Below are 14,378 nucleotides of genomic sequence, written 5' to 3' on the forward strand. Positions count from 1 at the left end.
CGGTGTGGCTGTTTGTGCTGGTCAGCGGGGGCGGCTAGGGTGACCGACGGTTCCGGGCAATAACGACATTTGGTCGAAACCTGACGCCCGGACCTCCAGGCACCCGGCCGAACAGGGGAACGATCGATGTATCGACGGCAGCTGCTGACCACCGCAACTCTCGGCACGGCAGCGGCGCTGCTGCTACCGGGCCGCACCGCCTGGGCCGCCGCGAAGGTGCGCCTGGACGCAGCGAAGATCGCCAAGTACAAGGTGCGGCTGCCGATCCCGGGGGCGATGCCCGCGGTCAGCCGCAAGGGCGACACCGACGTGTACCGCATCGCCGTGCGCCAGCTGCGCCGACAGGTGCTGCCGCCCGGCATGCCCAAGACCACGGTCTGGGGGTACGGCGCGATCGGCCACTCGGCCTCGTTCGGCTACCCGGCCTGCACCATCGAGGCGACGGTCGACCGCCCAGTCCAGGTGACCTGGGCCAACGAGCTGTACGACAAGGACGGCCACTTCCGCCCGCACCTGTTCGCGGTGGACCCGACGCTGCACTGGGCCAACCCGGCCGGGGGCAAGGACGGCCGCGACATGGGCGCCACGTTCACCAAGACGCCGGGGCCGTACAAGGGGCCGGTGCCGATCGTGACGCACGTGCACGGGGCGCACACCGGCGAGGAGTCCGACGGCCACCCGTCGGCGTGGACGCTGCCCGCCGCGAAGAACCTGCCCAAGGGGTACGCCGCCACGGGCACGCTGCACGACGTGTACCGCGATCGGGCCAAGCAGCAGGGCAGCACCTGGGAGGCGGGCACCACGGTCTGCCGCTACACCAACGACCAGGAGCCGGGCACGCTGTGGTACCACGACCACAGCCTCGGCATGACCCGCCTCAACGTGTACGCCGGCCCCGTCGGCTTCTACCTGCTGCGCGGCGGCGACACCGACCTGCCCGCAGGCGTCCTGCCGGGACCGGCGCCCGAACCCGGCGACAAGGACGGCACGGACCACTACGAGCTGCCGCTGATCATCCAGGACCGCTCGTTCCACACTGACGGCTCGCTGTACTACCCCGGCAGCCGCGCGGAGTTCTTCGATCACTTCTCCGGGCCGTACGTCCCGGACAGCGACATGGCGCCGATGTGGAACCCGGGGTTCGCCGGCGACACGATGGTGGTCAACGGGGCGACCTGGCCCCGGGTGCCGGTCGAGCCCCGGCGCTACCGGCTGCGGCTGCTCAACGCCTGCAACTCCCGTACCCTCATCCTGAAGATCGCCTCGGCCGCGACCGGCGCCCGGCCCGCGCCCGCCGCGGTGCCGTTCTGGCAGATCGGCGCCGACGGCGGCTACCTGGCCAAGCCGGTGCGGCTGGATCAGCTGCTGCTGGCCAGCGGTGAGCGCGCCGACGTGATCGTCGACTTCAGCGGGGTCTACGCCGGCACGCCGCTGTTCCTGATCAACGAGGGCCCGGACGGCCCGTTCGCGGGCGGCCAGCTCGGCACGGCATACCAGGCGGCCGACCCGGCCACCACCGGCCAGGTGCTGCGCTTCGACGTCCAGTCGCTGAAGGGCAAGGACACCACCGTGCCCGCCGACCAGCTGTCCCTGCCAAAGGTCGCGGCCAGCCCCGCCTCGACCGTCACCCGCCGCGTCATGCTGGACGAGCTCGACTCGGCGGTCCTGACCGGCGTCGGCGGCCGCGTCGCGATGCTCGGCACGGTCAGCACCGACCGCAAGCAGAAGCCCCTGCACTGGCACGACGACGCCACCGAGACTCCCACCGCGGGCGACACCGAGACCTGGGAGATCCTCAACTTCACCGACCACGCCCACCCGGTGCACCTGCACCAGGTCCAGTTCGAGGTCCTGGACCGCAACGTCTTCCTCCAGAAGCCCCGCCCCGCCGAACCCACCGAGTCCGGCCGCAAGGACACGGTCCTCACCTACCCCGGCGAGGTGACCCGCATCAAAGCCACCTTCGACCTCCCGGGCCAGTACGTCTGGCACTGCCACATCCTGGAACACGAGGACAACGAGATGATGCGCCCCCTAACCGTCACCCCCCGCCCCTAACCCCGACCCCCATCCCCGTCGATCATGAACTTATGGCACGGCTCGACGGCGTGTCAGCGCCATAAGTTCATGATCGACGGTGGGGGTCAGGGGGCCGGGGGGCGGGGGTCAGGCGGTTAGGAGGCCGATGCCTAGGGTTAGGGTGCCGGCGGCGAGGGAGGCGGCGCCGAGCCAGAGGACGGCGATGGCGCCGTTGGGCTCGGTGCGGCCCCTGCCCGCCGAGGCGGCGAAGAATCCGGCCGACATGAGGATCGCGGCCAGCGGCACGCCCACGCGGGCGACCCAGCCGAAGAACCCGCCCAGGCCGGTCGCATCGGCCAGCACCAGGCAGATCAGGCTCAGCGTGACCAGCACCCCGGCATGGGCGTGCCCGGCGCGCGCGAACGCCTTCTGGAAATCGGTCATCGGCACCTGACCGCGCACGATCTTCGTCATGAAGTAACCACCGAACTCGATGGTCACGATGGTCAGCAGCACGACCCCGGCGATGGTCCGGCTGGCGTCGCCGAGTTCGAGGACAGACACGGTGTACTCCTGTCGTCACTGTCTAGTTAAGATACGACAGTGACGGTAGGGCGCTCCGACATCACCAGTCAACAGACATTAGACAGTTATATCGAGGAACACACGGCGCTCGCGCTGTACCTCATCAACGAGCTCGCGCTCGGCCAGGCCTTCGGCCGCGCCGTCGCCGCGTCCGACCTGGACGTCGCGGCGGTGAACCAGGCCCTGGGGGTACGCGCCACCGCCACCCGCCACCAGCGCTGGACCCCGCTCGACCAGCCCGAGGCCCAGAAACTGGCGGTCGCGGTGCGCGCCCTGCGCGGGGCGGTCGACGCGTGTGTCGACGGCGACGTCCCGACCGCCGCCCGGCTGCTCAACGAGCTGCTCGAACGGCACCGCGCCAGGCCGAACCTGCACGGCCACCCGGGCGGGGCGCTGGTCCTGGCGTTCCACTCCCCCAGCTCCGGCCCGGCCGACGCGCGCGTGGCCGACATGGCCACCGGTCTCGCGATGATCATCGGGACCGACCGCACCGCCCGGCTCGGGCGCTGCGCCGCGCACGGCTGCGAGCGCGTCTTCTACGACGCCACCCGCAACGGCTCCCGCCGTTTCTGCGGCCTGACCTGCCAGAACCGGGCCAAGGCCGCCTCCTGGCGAGCCCGGCGCGCAGACGAGGACAGGAACACCCCGCGGTCGGGAGGATGACCGCGGGGTGGCAGGGGCTCCGGCCTTACATCTGGAGTTCCTCTTCGATGCTCTTGAGCTTGTGCCGGGCCATGGCCAGGTTGGCCCGGGTCCGGCTGAGCACCAGGTATAGGAACAGGCCCTGGGTGTTGCGGCTGGTGAGCGGGCGGATGACGTGGTACTGCCCGCCGAGCGTGATCAGGATGTCCTCGATCGTGTCCTTGAGTTTGAGCATCTCCAGCGTGCGCAGCTTCGCCCGGACCACGTCGGTGTTCCCGGCCGCCGCGATGGTCAGGTCGAAGTCTTTCGAGCTGCCGAGCGTGCCCAGCGCCATACCGCTGGTGTAGTCGACGAGCGCGACGCCGATCGCGCCCTCGATCTGCATCGCCTCCTGCAGCGAGCTCTCCATGTCGGACATCGGTGCCTCGTTTCTCCTCTTGCCCTGCGTTGAGGGGTGATCGGTGGTGCGGTTGTCAGGCGGGGTGGTAGGCGGTCGCGACGAGCTGCCCGATCCGGGCGGCCACCGGCCGCGCCTCGTGGTGCAGGCGGGCCACGTTCAGTTCCGGTCCGGCGACGACGGTCAGCAGCGCCGCCGGGCCCGCCGCGAACGTCGCCACGTAGCCGTGGGTGGCGGCGGTGACCGTCTCGCGGAAGTCACCGGTGCGCAGGGTCGCGACCAGCTGCTGGCCCAGGCCGAGCTGGGCCGCCGACATCGCCGCGAACACCTCGGGCTCGATGCCCGGGGTGTCCTGGGCGATGAGCATGCCGTCGACGCTGGCCACCAGTACGCCGGTGACGTGCGGCACGCGCAGCCGCAGCTCACGCAGCTCCACGAACAGGGGACTCTCGGTGTCCACCACACCGCCTCTCTTCCGGATCTCGGGAATGTCGCGCTCGGTGCGGTCGGGCAGTGCGGGCAGTGCTTCTGGCAGTGCTTCTGGCAGTGGCCCGGCAGGCGGCTGGCGGCGCAGCAGGTCCAGCAGCGCTCTGATCACAGCGCCTCCAGGCCGGCGATCAGGCGCGTCAGGATCAGGTCGGACGGGCGGCCGTCGGGGATGAGACGGTAGCCGGGCTCGTCGGGCTCGTCGGGTTCGCCGAAGGCGCCGGGCTCGCGGGCGGGCCGACGCGGCAGCGGCACCAGCACGGCCGGGGCGCGGGCCTCGGTCCGGCGCTCGGTCCGGCGCGGCGGCTCCGGTTCGGGTATCCGCTCCGGCGAGGCGCGCGGCACCGGCAGCACCAGCTCGGGGCGGGCGGCGGCACGGGCCCGTACCGTGGCGACGGATTCGGCCGCGACCGACCCGCCGGGGCGACCCGGCTCGACCAGCCCGGACCGCGCCATCCGGCGCACCTCCAGCATCACCGTGAACGTGTCCCGCCCGAGCAGCCGGGCCAGGTCGATGGGGCTGCGCCGCCGGTCGGCGCCCGCCACCACCTCCCACTGGAGCGCGGTCAGGGCGACGGCCTGGGTGGACAGGCGGCGGCGCGGCAGCACGGCCGCGGTGTCGATGGCCGCGTCGGGCCACGCGTCGGCGAGCAGCCGCTTGCGCCGGTCCACCTCCTGGCAGACCTGGCGCAGGTCGACGGTGCGCAGCGGGCCGAACGGGTGGCGCGCACCGGGTTCGAACTGGGCGCTGGCGACGAGGTCGAACAGGAAGAAGGCGGCGTCGTACACGGCGATGACGCTCAGCGCCTCCAGCTCGGCCTGGCTGACCAGCCCGGTGGCGACCAGCTCGGCGCCGACGCGCTGCTGGGCCCGGCCCGCCGCGACGGCGCCGCGCCACGCCTCGACGGGCAGCCGGCCCGAGCCGGCCAGCAGGCGTTCCATCCCGGCGGCGACGGTGCACTCGGCATAGGCGATCTTGCCGTCGACGACGTAGACGGCGCCGCCGGGGGCGTCGATCACCCGCATCACGCCGCTGACCCCGGCGGCGCACCACGGTTCCAGCGCTTCGCGCACCGGGTACGGCCGGACGGTGCGCGACACGGTGGGGGTGGCGCCCGTCCCTGCGTTGACCTCGGTCGGCATCAGTTCAGCGAGAACTGGGCGGCGATCGCGTTGAGGCGCCGCTGCGTCACGGCCAGGTTGCCGACCTGCCGGTCGAGCCACACGTAGAGCACCATCCGTGCCGCCACCTCGCTGGAGATCAGGTGCAGCAGGTGGTAGCCGTTGCCCGCGGTGATGACGATGTCCTCGACGTGGGCGGGCTGGCCGACGGTGGCGAAGGCGGCGGTCTGCATGGTCGCGTGGACCATGTCGGCGGCGCCCGCGTCGTACGCGTCACGGTCGCCGTGGCCGCGCCCGGCCATGCCTATCGTCGAGCCGCTGGGGTAGTCGATCAGGCTGGCGCCGAGCACGCCGTTGAGCGCCATCATCTGGTCAAGACAGTTCTCGATGTCGAGCACAGCCGCTCCCCTGCCGCTCTGATGCCGCCCCCGGACCCGCCCCGGCGCCGACGTCGTCAGGGAAGTGGTGTCGGCCGCGCCCGTCCGTCCGACGCCGACCGCGGCAGGTTATGCGGCGAGCACACACGGCGATCGCACACCGTGTCCGTCCCCCGGTCACGGCTAGGACACGACGTGATGCTCTCCCCTGCCAAGTTGCCGGGCAATCGGGCGTATCGGGCGGTGCCGATGCCCCGATTGCCCGGCAACTTGCGCGAGGGTCAGTGCGCGAGGGTCAGTGCGCGAGGATCAGTGGGTGTAGGCCTCGAACTCTGAGATCTGCGCCGCCGGCCAGCCGTTGTTGCTGGTGAACGTCAGCGTGAGGGTCCGGGCCGCGACGGCCGGGAAGGTGATCTCCACGACGTTGCCGGTCTCCGGCGCGAACAGGTACTCCACCGGCCCGACCAGCGGCGTGCCGTCGGCGTCGACCGCGATGGTCTGCCAGCGGCCGCCCCAGTTGGCGGGCAGCTTCAGCACGATCCGGCGCACCGTCACCTGGTGGCCCAGGTCCAGCGTGACCGTCTGCGGGAACGCCCCGTTCTGGCTCTCGAAGTACGAGCCCTGGTCGCCGTCGGCGAGCCGGTCCGGCCCGCACCACCAGCACGCCTGCGAGCTGGACGTGATGGTACGGCCCAGCGCGAGGTTGCCGTCCGGGTCGAACCCGATGCCGCTCAGCCCCACCACGTACGGCCCGGCCGGGGAGGTGCTGTGGATGGTGAGCAGGCCGGCGTAGTTGCCCGACGCCTCCGGCGCGAACCGCACCCGCAGCGTGCAGGTGGCCCCCACGGCGATCACGGTGCAGCCTTCGGTGACGGTGTAGCCGCGCGGCGGCACCACCGCGTCGACGGTGACCGGCTTCGGACCCGGGTTGGTGATCGCGATGGGCAGCTCGGCGGCGGTGCCGATCGGCTGGAAGCCGTAGTCGACCCCGGTGGCCTGGGCGATCTGGAGCTGCCCGGCCGGGGCGAAGCCGCACTTCGTGCCCGACCAGCCGACGTTGCCCGCCCCGCGGGTCAGCGCGAAGCCGCTGGCGCAGTCGTACACGCCCGCTCCGCCCAGCCCGGCCGCCACGACGTGCGCGAAGCTCGCCGCGCCGGGCGCCTGCAACTGCACGGCCGTGGTGCCCGCCCCGACCAGGGCGACCCGGTCCACCGACACGCCCGTGACGGCCTTGCCGAAGAACTGGATTCCGGCGTACGAGCTGTCCAGCAGGGTCAGGTCGCGCACCTCGACCGCCCCGTCCATCGGGGCGTCGGCGGCGTAGAACCACAGCGCGCCGATCTCGGTCGGCTCGTTGGGCACCAGCGTGCCCGTGCGCACCAGCAGGTTGCCCGAGATCGAGGTGGTGCCCGCCAGCGGCACCGCGCCGAAGCGGTTGCCGACGTGCACGCCGCCGCCCTGGGTGACGGTGTCGGCGGCGATGTTGCCGCGTATGGCGTTGTCGTGGCCGCCGTACACCGCGAAGCCGTTGGCCAGCAGCGGCACCGACACGGTGTTGCGCGCGAAGGTGTTGTGGTGGTCGGCGTTGACGTCCGACCACATCGCCATGCCGTCGTCGCCGGTGTTGCGCACGAACATGTTCTGCACGGTGGTGTCGGCGACCCCGTTGTGCAGGTTGAGGCCGTCGGCCCACACGTTCTTGATCCGGCCGCCGGAGATCGTCAGCCCGGACGACGGGCCGTCGAACCACATGCCGACCTTGGTGTGCTCGATCCACAGGTTGTCCACCGTGGAGTCGCTGAGCGAGCCGCCCAGGCCGCTGTCGATGGTGGAGTCGTCGCGGACCGCCGTCTCCCCGAAGATCGCGAAGTCGGCCAGGTGCACGCCGGTGCTCGGCGTGGGCGAGCCGTTGCCGAAGACGCCGACCCCGGCGCCGCGCAGCACGGTGTGCCACGGCCCGGCACCGCGTACGGTCACCCGGTCCACCAGCAGATGGCGGGTCACCGTGTACGTGCCGGCGGGGATCCACAGGCCGCGCTGCTGGTCCCGGGCGGCGTCGATCGCGTTCTGCAGCGCCTGGCCGGAGTCGGCCGCGCCGGTCGGGTCGGCGCCGAAGTCGAGCGCGTCGAGGTATCCGGCCGGAGCGGCCGGGGCGGGGGCGACGACCTCGAAGTCGGCCAGGTCGACCACGGCCGCGGCTGCGGCGCGCAGGCGGACCTTCGTGCCCGCCGCCAGCGTCCGGCCGAACCGGGCGCGCACGTCGTCGAAGTAGTGGTGCTGCCCGCGGTCGGCCGGATTGTTCGTGTACGGGTAGTTGCCGTACACGTGGGCGTACTTCGAGGTCAGCGGGGCGGTCGCGAGTGCGGCGCCGTCGGCGGTGACCGCCAGCGCCGTGCTGGTGCCGTCGGCGACCGAGTAGCGCACGTCGACGGCGTTGGCGGGCCGGGCCAGCGTGAACTCGACCCACTCGCCCGCGGCGAGGCTGACCGCGCGGCGGCCGGACGCCTCGGCGGCCAGGTGCGTGAACGCCCGGTCGGCGGCGAGCACGGTGCCGCTGGTCCGGGCGTGCTCGGCCTCGTACTCGGTGAACGGGACGGTGGCGCCGGGGCCGCCCGGCAGGGCGGGCAGCGGCAGCGCGGTGCCGGGCAGGGACGGCACGGTGGGGCTTGCGGGCGCCGCGGCGGCGGGCACCGCCGCGAGCATCCCGGAGGCGGCGGCCGTCGCCACCACCATGGCGGTACGGAGCAGCATGAATGGCTCCTTCGGAGGACGGGGTGGGGAGCGGGTCGGGCGGAGCGCCGATCGTGTTTCAGGCGCGTCGCCGCCGTGATCCGCGCTCAGCAGCGTAGGCAGCCCCACCGGAATTAGTCCAGAGGATCACGCAACTTCCCGACAGCACGACTGCACCAAATTGCACGGCGGTTGCGGCTGCGAACCTTGCAAAGTGGCTGGTGAAGAATGCTTGACGTCGGTGAGGGAACGCGGCCTGCGCCGCCGGGGCGTGTGCGCGACCCAGCTAAAGCAACCGTTCGGGCCAGTTTTGGGCGACAGAGTTTACGCAAATATCACGCACCGCCGTGCAAGGCAATGCAAGGGCGCATCGCGGCCTGTGCCACCCTCGCGAGTAGGTGGGGCGCAACGCCGCCGGGAGATCTTGTGCGTTTTCTGCTGCTGGGGCGACGGAAAATGCACAAGATCTCGACGGCGGGGGCGGCGATCGACGAGCGCGTCGTCTGGCCGTACCGCCTGGGGTCCCGAAAGCGCGATCTTGGTGGCGAGAGTGCGGAAGATCGATGTTTGCGGTCGAAAAGTGCTGCTTAGGGCCAGGCTTTGACCGCAAACAGCGATCATCGGCCCCGCGCGCGGCCGCGGGCGGGCGGACCGGTGCGGGCGACACCGCCGCCGCCCGGGGTGGGCGGCGGTAACGTGGGCGGGTGACCGGTGCCCGTATCACCCGCCGTTCGCTGCTCGCCGGGGTCGGTGCGAGCGCCGTCGCCGCAGGCCTGGGCGGCTGCCGCGCAGACAGTGCGCCGGGGGCCGCCACCGCGGCACCGACCTCCTCGGCGCCGATCGCGCCGAGCCTCTCCCCGAGCCCCAGTCCGAGCCCCGCCGACGAGGCCGCGCTGCGCAAGAAGATCGCGCGGATGCTGGTCGTGGGCTTCCGCGGGGCGACGGTCAAACCCGGCGACTGGATCATGCGCGCCATCGCCGAGCAGGGCCTCGGCGGCGTCATCCTGTTCGACCGCGACCAGCTCACCGGCGGCAGCCGCAACATCGACTCGCCGCCGCAGGTCACCGCCCTGATCCGCAGCCTGCGCGCGGCCGCGCCCCACCTGGTCGTCTCGATCGACCAGGAGGGCGGCAAGATCGCCCGGCTGAAGCCCGCCAACGGGTTCCCCGCCACCGCCTCGCAGGCCGCGATCGGCGCCCGCAACTCGCCCAAGGTCACCCGGCAGTGGGCCGCCGGCATCGCGAAGACGCTGGTGGACATCGGCGTCGACTACAACTTCGCGCCCGTGGTCGACCTCGCGGTCAACCCCGACAACCCGGCCATCGCCCAGCTCGATCGGGCGTTCTCCGCCGACCCGGCCGTGGTCGCGGCCAACGCCCGGATCGCGATCGAGGCGTACCGGGCGGCGAAGGTGCGCACCTCGGTCAAGCACTTCCCGGGGCTGGGCAGCGCGAGCGGCAACACCGACTTCGAGTCCGTCGACGTCACCGACACCTGGACCAGGACCGAGCTGGTGCCGTACCAGGAGCTCATCAAGGCCGGGACGCTGGACACGGTGATGGTGACGCACTTCCACAACCGGCAGCTCGACCCGGTCCTGCCGATGTCGCTGTCGCACAAGGTCGTCACCGGGCTGCTGCGCGAGCAGCTCGGCTGGGACGGGGTCGTGGTCAGCGACGACATGCAGGCCGCCGCCGTCACCAACACGTACGGCCGCGACGAGTCCGTCGAGCTGGCCCTGGCCGCGGGCGTCGACCAGCTCGTCTTCGGCAACCAGGCCGTGTACGACCCGGACGTCGTCGAGCACGTCGTCAGCGGCGTGCTCGGCCTGGTCCGTGCCGGGAAGGTCACCGAGGCGCAGCTCGACCGCTCGGTCGCGCGCATCGACGCGCTCTGGCCGCGCTGACGGCGCGGGGAGCCGGGACCCCCCGCGCCGCGGCCGCGCCGCTCAGCCGTACGTCGGGTGCTGGGGCCAGCCGGCCGGGGAGTCCTCCCAGGCCTGCTGGCGGCCGTACGGCATCAGGTCGAGGATGCTGTTGGTGAACACCAGCCGGTCGACACCGCGCTGGGTGGTGTTGTACGTGAGGTAGACGTCGTCGCCGTCGCGCAGGAACACGCTCAGCATGAACCCGCCGCCCGACCCGCAGTCCTGCCCGAACGAGGTGCCGTGCGACGACACGAACGGCAGCGTCCAGCCCTGCTCGGCCTTGTACGCCTCGATCTGCGACAGCGGCATGTCCGACACGGTCACCCAGGTGACGTCGTTGCGGTTCAGCCCGGCCAGGCCGGTCGCCGGGACGTTGCCGGTGAACCAGGTGCAGCCGGGGCAGTAGTGCTGCGGACCCCGGTCCATGAACTGGTAGACGGCGAGCTGGGTGCGGCCGTCGAACAGTTCGAGCAGGGTCTTCGGGCCGTCGGGCGTGTCGAAGACGTACTCGCTGCTGAACGCGACCATGGGCAGGCGACGGCGGCGCGCCGCGATCGCGTCCAGTGCCCGGGTGGCTTCCTTCTCGGCCTTGAGCAGCTCGTCGCGCTCCTGCTGCCATTGCTCGGCCGTTACGACCGGTGGTTTCTCCATGCCCCGATTCTTACCCGGCGGGTCCGACAAAACGGTCTGTCGATCACCAATCGCCCGGGGGTGCCGGGTGCCGCCCAGGGTCTGGGCGGCACCCGGCGCAGGTCAGGCCGTGACGGCGACGGCCGCCGAGGCGGTCGTGCCGTTGACGGTGACCGACAGCGACACGGTGCCCGGCCGCAGCGCGGTCAGCTCACCGGTGGCCGGGTCGAACGCGGCCACCGCCCACGGCGGCGCGAACAGGCGCGGGCCGACGTACAGGCCCGGCCCGCCCGACCAGCGCAGCGACACCGGGTACGCCACCGGCACCGTGCGCCCGCCCGGCTGCACCAGCGACGCGGTCACCTCGGCCGCGGCGCCCCGCGCCAGTGACGCCGGCGCGGTGACCGCCAGCGCGTCCACATGCGGGTTCACCTGCACCGACAGCTGCCTGCCGGTGACGCCCCACAGGGACCAGCCGGTGAAGCCGCCGTCGTCGGCCGCCGTGGACGGGTTCTTGCCCGAGTTGCCGTTGACGAAGTACGGCACCCCGTCCACCCGGGCGGCGTGGAAGGTGCCGACGTGCGCCCCGATGAACGCCGCGCCCTTGCCGGAGGCGGCCCGGAAGCCCGCCAGCCACTGCTCCAGCAGCGCGGCCTCCTTGCGGTCGTTGAGCTCGCTGGCGCGCGCCGGGGTCGGGTCGCGCGGCGGCACGTGCTGCACCACCACGACCGAGGTGACCGCCGGGTCGGCGGCGGCCGAGTCCAGCGCGGACTTGAGCATGGCGTACTGGTCGAAGCCCGCCCCCCGGATCGTCAGCGGCGAGGTGTCGAGCGTGACGAAGCGGGTGCCCCGGTGGTCGAAGACCCGCCGGGTGGCGCCGAAGACGGCCGAGAAGTTGCCGATCGGCCCGCCCATGACCTCGTGGTTGCCGGGCACGTAGTAGTACGGCACCGCGTCGCCGATCTCCTCGTCGAGCAGCTGCTCGGCGAAGGCGATGTCGGCCGGGGACGCCTCGTCGACGAAGTCGCCGTCGATGAGGAAGAAGTCCGGGTGGGCGGCCTTGATCTCGCGCAGGGTGCGCCGGGCGTTGGCGACGATGTCGCTGTCCGGCGCGCGCGCCACGAACTGCGAGTCGGACATGACCGCGAACCGCCAGTCCGCGGCGCCGACCTCGCCGTACGCGGCGATCACCGGGTCCTGGACACCGGGCACCGGCGGCGCGACGACGGTCGGCGGCACCTTCGCCACCAGGTCGTCGACGATCACCTGACCGGTGTACTGGGCGGCCGCCTTGGTCTCGACGACGTAGAGGCGGCGCAGCTTCAGCGGATACGCGATCCCCGCCGGGACGGGCATCTCGACGTAACGCCAGCCGGTCCAGGTGACGAAGTCGCCGCGCAGCACCTTGGACTGGCCGAGTCCGTCGTAGAACTCCAGCGCGGGCCACTCCCCCTTGCCGGTGCCGTTGATCCACATTCCGAACGCCTGCGGCTGGCCGTCGACGGTGAACTGCACCGGCGGGTTGGCGTACGCGGCCCGGGTGGCCGTCGACTGGGTGAAGTCGTAGCTGAGCTGGAGCCCCGTCCCGGTGCGACCGGGCACCGCCGCCAGCGAGCCCGACGCGCGGGCCTGGCTGAACGTCCACTGCGCCGCGTCGTCGAAGGCCGCGACCGGCACGTCGGTGAGCCCGACGGTGACCGCGACGGTGGTGCTGTGCCCGGACACCCGGGCGGTGATGAGCCCGGCCCCGGTCGCCACCCGCGGCGTCACCGTGAACGTGCCCGACGGCCCGGCCGTCACCGCGAACAGCGCGGCGTCGTAGTCGAGCTTGACGTCGGCGGGCTCGATCGCGGCGGTGAAGCCCTGCCGGTCGGCCCCGACGACGCCGAAGGCGCCGGTCGCCGCCGAGCCGGACAGGCCGAGCCGGGCCGTGGTCGCGGTGATCCGGTCCAGCGGCTGGAGCACGGTGAGCTCGGTTCTGCCGGATACGGCACCCCGGCGGGCGCTGACCTGCGCGGTGCCGGGGGTGAACGCGTGGAACACGCCGTCGGCGCCGGGCCAGCCGACCAGCGGGTGGTCGGACAGCCATACCGGGGCGCCGTCGGCGGGGCCGTAGGTCTCGTCGTAGCCGTGTGCGGTGAGCCTGCGGGTCAGGCCGGGGAAGACCCGGTCCGGACGGGCCAGGGTGACCTGGGTGGCGCCGGGTCGGCGTCGGGCGCGACCCAGTAGCCGCGCAGCTTGCCCGAGCCCTGCGGGGCGTACAGCGCCAGGCCGTTGGCGACGGCGCGCTCCGACCCGTCGGACGGGCTGTTCTCCAGGGTCAGGGCGGTCTCGCCGGGCTTGCGCGCCAGCAGCGTCGCCGAGCCGCCGCCGTCGATGTTCAGCGCCGTGTACGCCCCGAAGTCGGCCACCGTCCGCGCCCACTGGGTCAGCCCCACCCCGGCACTGTTGACCTGCTTGCCGTCCACGGTGAGCAGGAACATCCTCGTGCCCGCACGGTCGAACCCGATCGCGGTGCGCGCCGCCGGGGCGTTGTCGTCGAACGCCTGCGGCACCCCGTCCTTGACCAGCAGGAAGTTGCCGCCGATCGCCGCGTGCAGCGGCCCGCCGTCGGAGGTGCGCGGCCGGTACGACACGGCCACCCGGTCGCCGACGGCGAGCCCGCGCAGCGCGGCGGCCCCGTCCTCGCGGCCGAGCAGCACCGTGCTGCCCGGCGGCAGCGTCCCGGCCCCGGCGCCGGCCGAGACCGCGGTGACGACCCCGTCGGTGAGCAGCACCTCGGTCACGTCGGCGGCGCCGTCGACGGCCCGCTGGCGCGGGTAGGCGCCCCAGCGGCCGGTGAACAGGCCGACCCCGCCGGTGGCGACCCGGTTGTTGAACTGGGTCAGCGGCACCGAACCGCCGGACCAGGCCGCCGAGCCCTCGAAGTACACCTGGAGGATGCGGCCGAGGCCCTCGGTGCTGAACCCGACGGCGTTGTTCCAGCCGCTGGTCGGCGACTGCACCAGCTCGCCGCCCGCGACGCCGGCGCCGAGGGCGGCGCCGGAGTTGTTGATGTCGAAGAAGTCGCCGTTGACCGCGGCGACCGGCCGGGTGCCGTGCGACGTGGCACCGGCGGCCATGTCGCGCACGGTGGCGTCGGCGGCCACGGTGCCGGGGCTGAGGTAGTCGACGGTGGTGCCGCCGCCCAGGTCAGCGGTGAGCGCATCGGTGCGCAGCCAGGCGGCGCCGTCGACGGTGTCGATCGAGGTCAGGGTGAGGCCGGGCGCGACCGGGCGGGTCGTGCGCGCGGTCTCCAGCGCGGGCAGCGGTTCCGCGGCGGACGCCGGGGGCGCGAGCGGCACCAGCGAGGTTGCGAGCAGCGCGGCGGTCAGCGCGCCGCGCAGCGCGGTGCGAAGGGGACGAGACATAGAAGGCAGTACACCCGCCTTCGGCGAACATTTTCAAGTTCTTCTTCGTGTA

Annotated in this window: 12 protein-coding genes; 3 read left to right on the forward strand and 9 right to left on the reverse strand. The window is 72.6% G+C overall.

Annotated elements, in window-relative coordinates; translation table 11 throughout:
• Positions 1 to 126 precede the first annotated feature (126 nt).
• On the forward strand, positions 127 to 2,058 hold the full coding sequence (locus Cs7R123_RS12655) for a multicopper oxidase family protein (RefSeq protein WP_212826297.1): 1,932 nt from the start codon (positions 127 to 129) through the stop codon (positions 2,056 to 2,058).
• A gap of 108 nt (positions 2,059 to 2,166) precedes the next feature.
• Here the strand turns inward: Cs7R123_RS12655 and Cs7R123_RS12660 are convergent, their stop codons facing one another.
• The gene (locus tag Cs7R123_RS12660; RefSeq protein WP_212826299.1) at positions 2,167 to 2,583 is read right to left on the reverse strand and encodes a hypothetical protein; all 417 of its coding nucleotides are present in this window, start codon (positions 2,581 to 2,583) and stop codon (positions 2,167 to 2,169) included.
• 39 nt (positions 2,584 to 2,622) lie between these two features.
• Here Cs7R123_RS12660 and Cs7R123_RS12665 point away from each other — a divergent pair, with 39 nt between their 5' ends.
• On the forward strand, positions 2,623 to 3,267 hold the full coding sequence (locus tag Cs7R123_RS12665) for a CGNR zinc finger domain-containing protein (protein ID WP_212826301.1): 645 nt from the start codon (positions 2,623 to 2,625) through the stop codon (positions 3,265 to 3,267).
• Between the two features lie 25 nt (positions 3,268 to 3,292).
• On the opposite strand, the gene Cs7R123_RS12670 is transcribed toward Cs7R123_RS12665, so the two are convergent.
• The 5 genes from Cs7R123_RS12670 to Cs7R123_RS12690 all read right to left on the reverse strand — a co-directional run bounded on the left by Cs7R123_RS12670 (position 3,293) and on the right by Cs7R123_RS12690 (position 8,379).
• Entirely contained in the window at positions 3,293 to 3,664 is a 372-nt protein-coding gene (locus Cs7R123_RS12670) for a hypothetical protein (protein WP_212826303.1), read from the reverse strand.
• A 55-nt stretch (positions 3,665 to 3,719) separates the two neighbouring features.
• Positions 3,720 to 4,241, reverse strand: coding sequence for a roadblock/LC7 domain-containing protein (locus Cs7R123_RS12675; RefSeq protein WP_244871785.1), 522 nt, complete (start codon positions 4,239 to 4,241; stop codon positions 3,720 to 3,722).
• Positions 4,238 to 5,272: a hypothetical protein gene (locus Cs7R123_RS12680; RefSeq protein ID WP_212826305.1), complete on the reverse strand. Its 1,035-nt coding sequence runs from the start codon at positions 5,270 to 5,272 to the stop codon at positions 4,238 to 4,240. Before Cs7R123_RS12680 ends, Cs7R123_RS12675 begins: the two co-directional genes overlap by 4 nt.
• Entirely contained in the window at positions 5,272 to 5,649 is a 378-nt protein-coding gene (locus Cs7R123_RS12685) for a hypothetical protein (RefSeq protein WP_212826307.1), read from the reverse strand. The genes Cs7R123_RS12680 and Cs7R123_RS12685 overlap by 1 nt, the downstream gene beginning before the upstream one ends.
• Before the next feature lie 288 nt (positions 5,650 to 5,937).
• Positions 5,938 to 8,379 (reverse strand): glycosyl hydrolase family 28-related protein, encoded by a 2,442-nt coding sequence (locus Cs7R123_RS12690; protein ID WP_212826309.1) that lies wholly within the window; start codon positions 8,377 to 8,379, stop codon positions 5,938 to 5,940.
• A gap of 683 nt (positions 8,380 to 9,062) precedes the next feature.
• Between Cs7R123_RS12690 and Cs7R123_RS12695 the strand changes: the two genes are divergently transcribed.
• Positions 9,063 to 10,265, forward strand: coding sequence for a glycoside hydrolase family 3 N-terminal domain-containing protein (locus Cs7R123_RS12695; RefSeq protein ID WP_244871786.1), 1,203 nt, complete (start codon positions 9,063 to 9,065; stop codon positions 10,263 to 10,265).
• 42 nt (positions 10,266 to 10,307) lie between these two features.
• Here the strand turns inward: Cs7R123_RS12695 and Cs7R123_RS12700 are convergent, their stop codons facing one another.
• From Cs7R123_RS12700 to Cs7R123_RS40140, 3 genes are all read right to left on the reverse strand, one after another.
• Positions 10,308 to 10,937, reverse strand: a complete 630-nt coding sequence (locus tag Cs7R123_RS12700; protein ID WP_212826311.1) for a DUF899 family protein — start codon at positions 10,935 to 10,937, stop codon at positions 10,308 to 10,310.
• Between the two features lie 102 nt (positions 10,938 to 11,039).
• Positions 11,040 to 12,959 carry a metallophosphoesterase gene (locus Cs7R123_RS40135; protein WP_244871787.1) on the reverse strand — a complete coding sequence of 640 codons (1,920 nt, stop codon included), beginning with the start codon at positions 12,957 to 12,959 and terminating at the stop codon, positions 11,040 to 11,042.
• A gap of 107 nt (positions 12,960 to 13,066) precedes the next feature.
• On the reverse strand, positions 13,067 to 14,326 hold the full coding sequence (locus Cs7R123_RS40140) for a phosphodiester glycosidase family protein (RefSeq protein WP_244871788.1): 1,260 nt from the start codon (positions 14,324 to 14,326) through the stop codon (positions 13,067 to 13,069).
• Positions 14,327 to 14,378 lie beyond the last annotated feature (52 nt).

Origin of the sequence: Catellatospora sp. TT07R-123 (assembly GCF_018327705.1) — a bacterium.
Taxonomy (GTDB): Bacteria; Actinomycetota; Actinomycetes; order Mycobacteriales; family Micromonosporaceae; genus Catellatospora.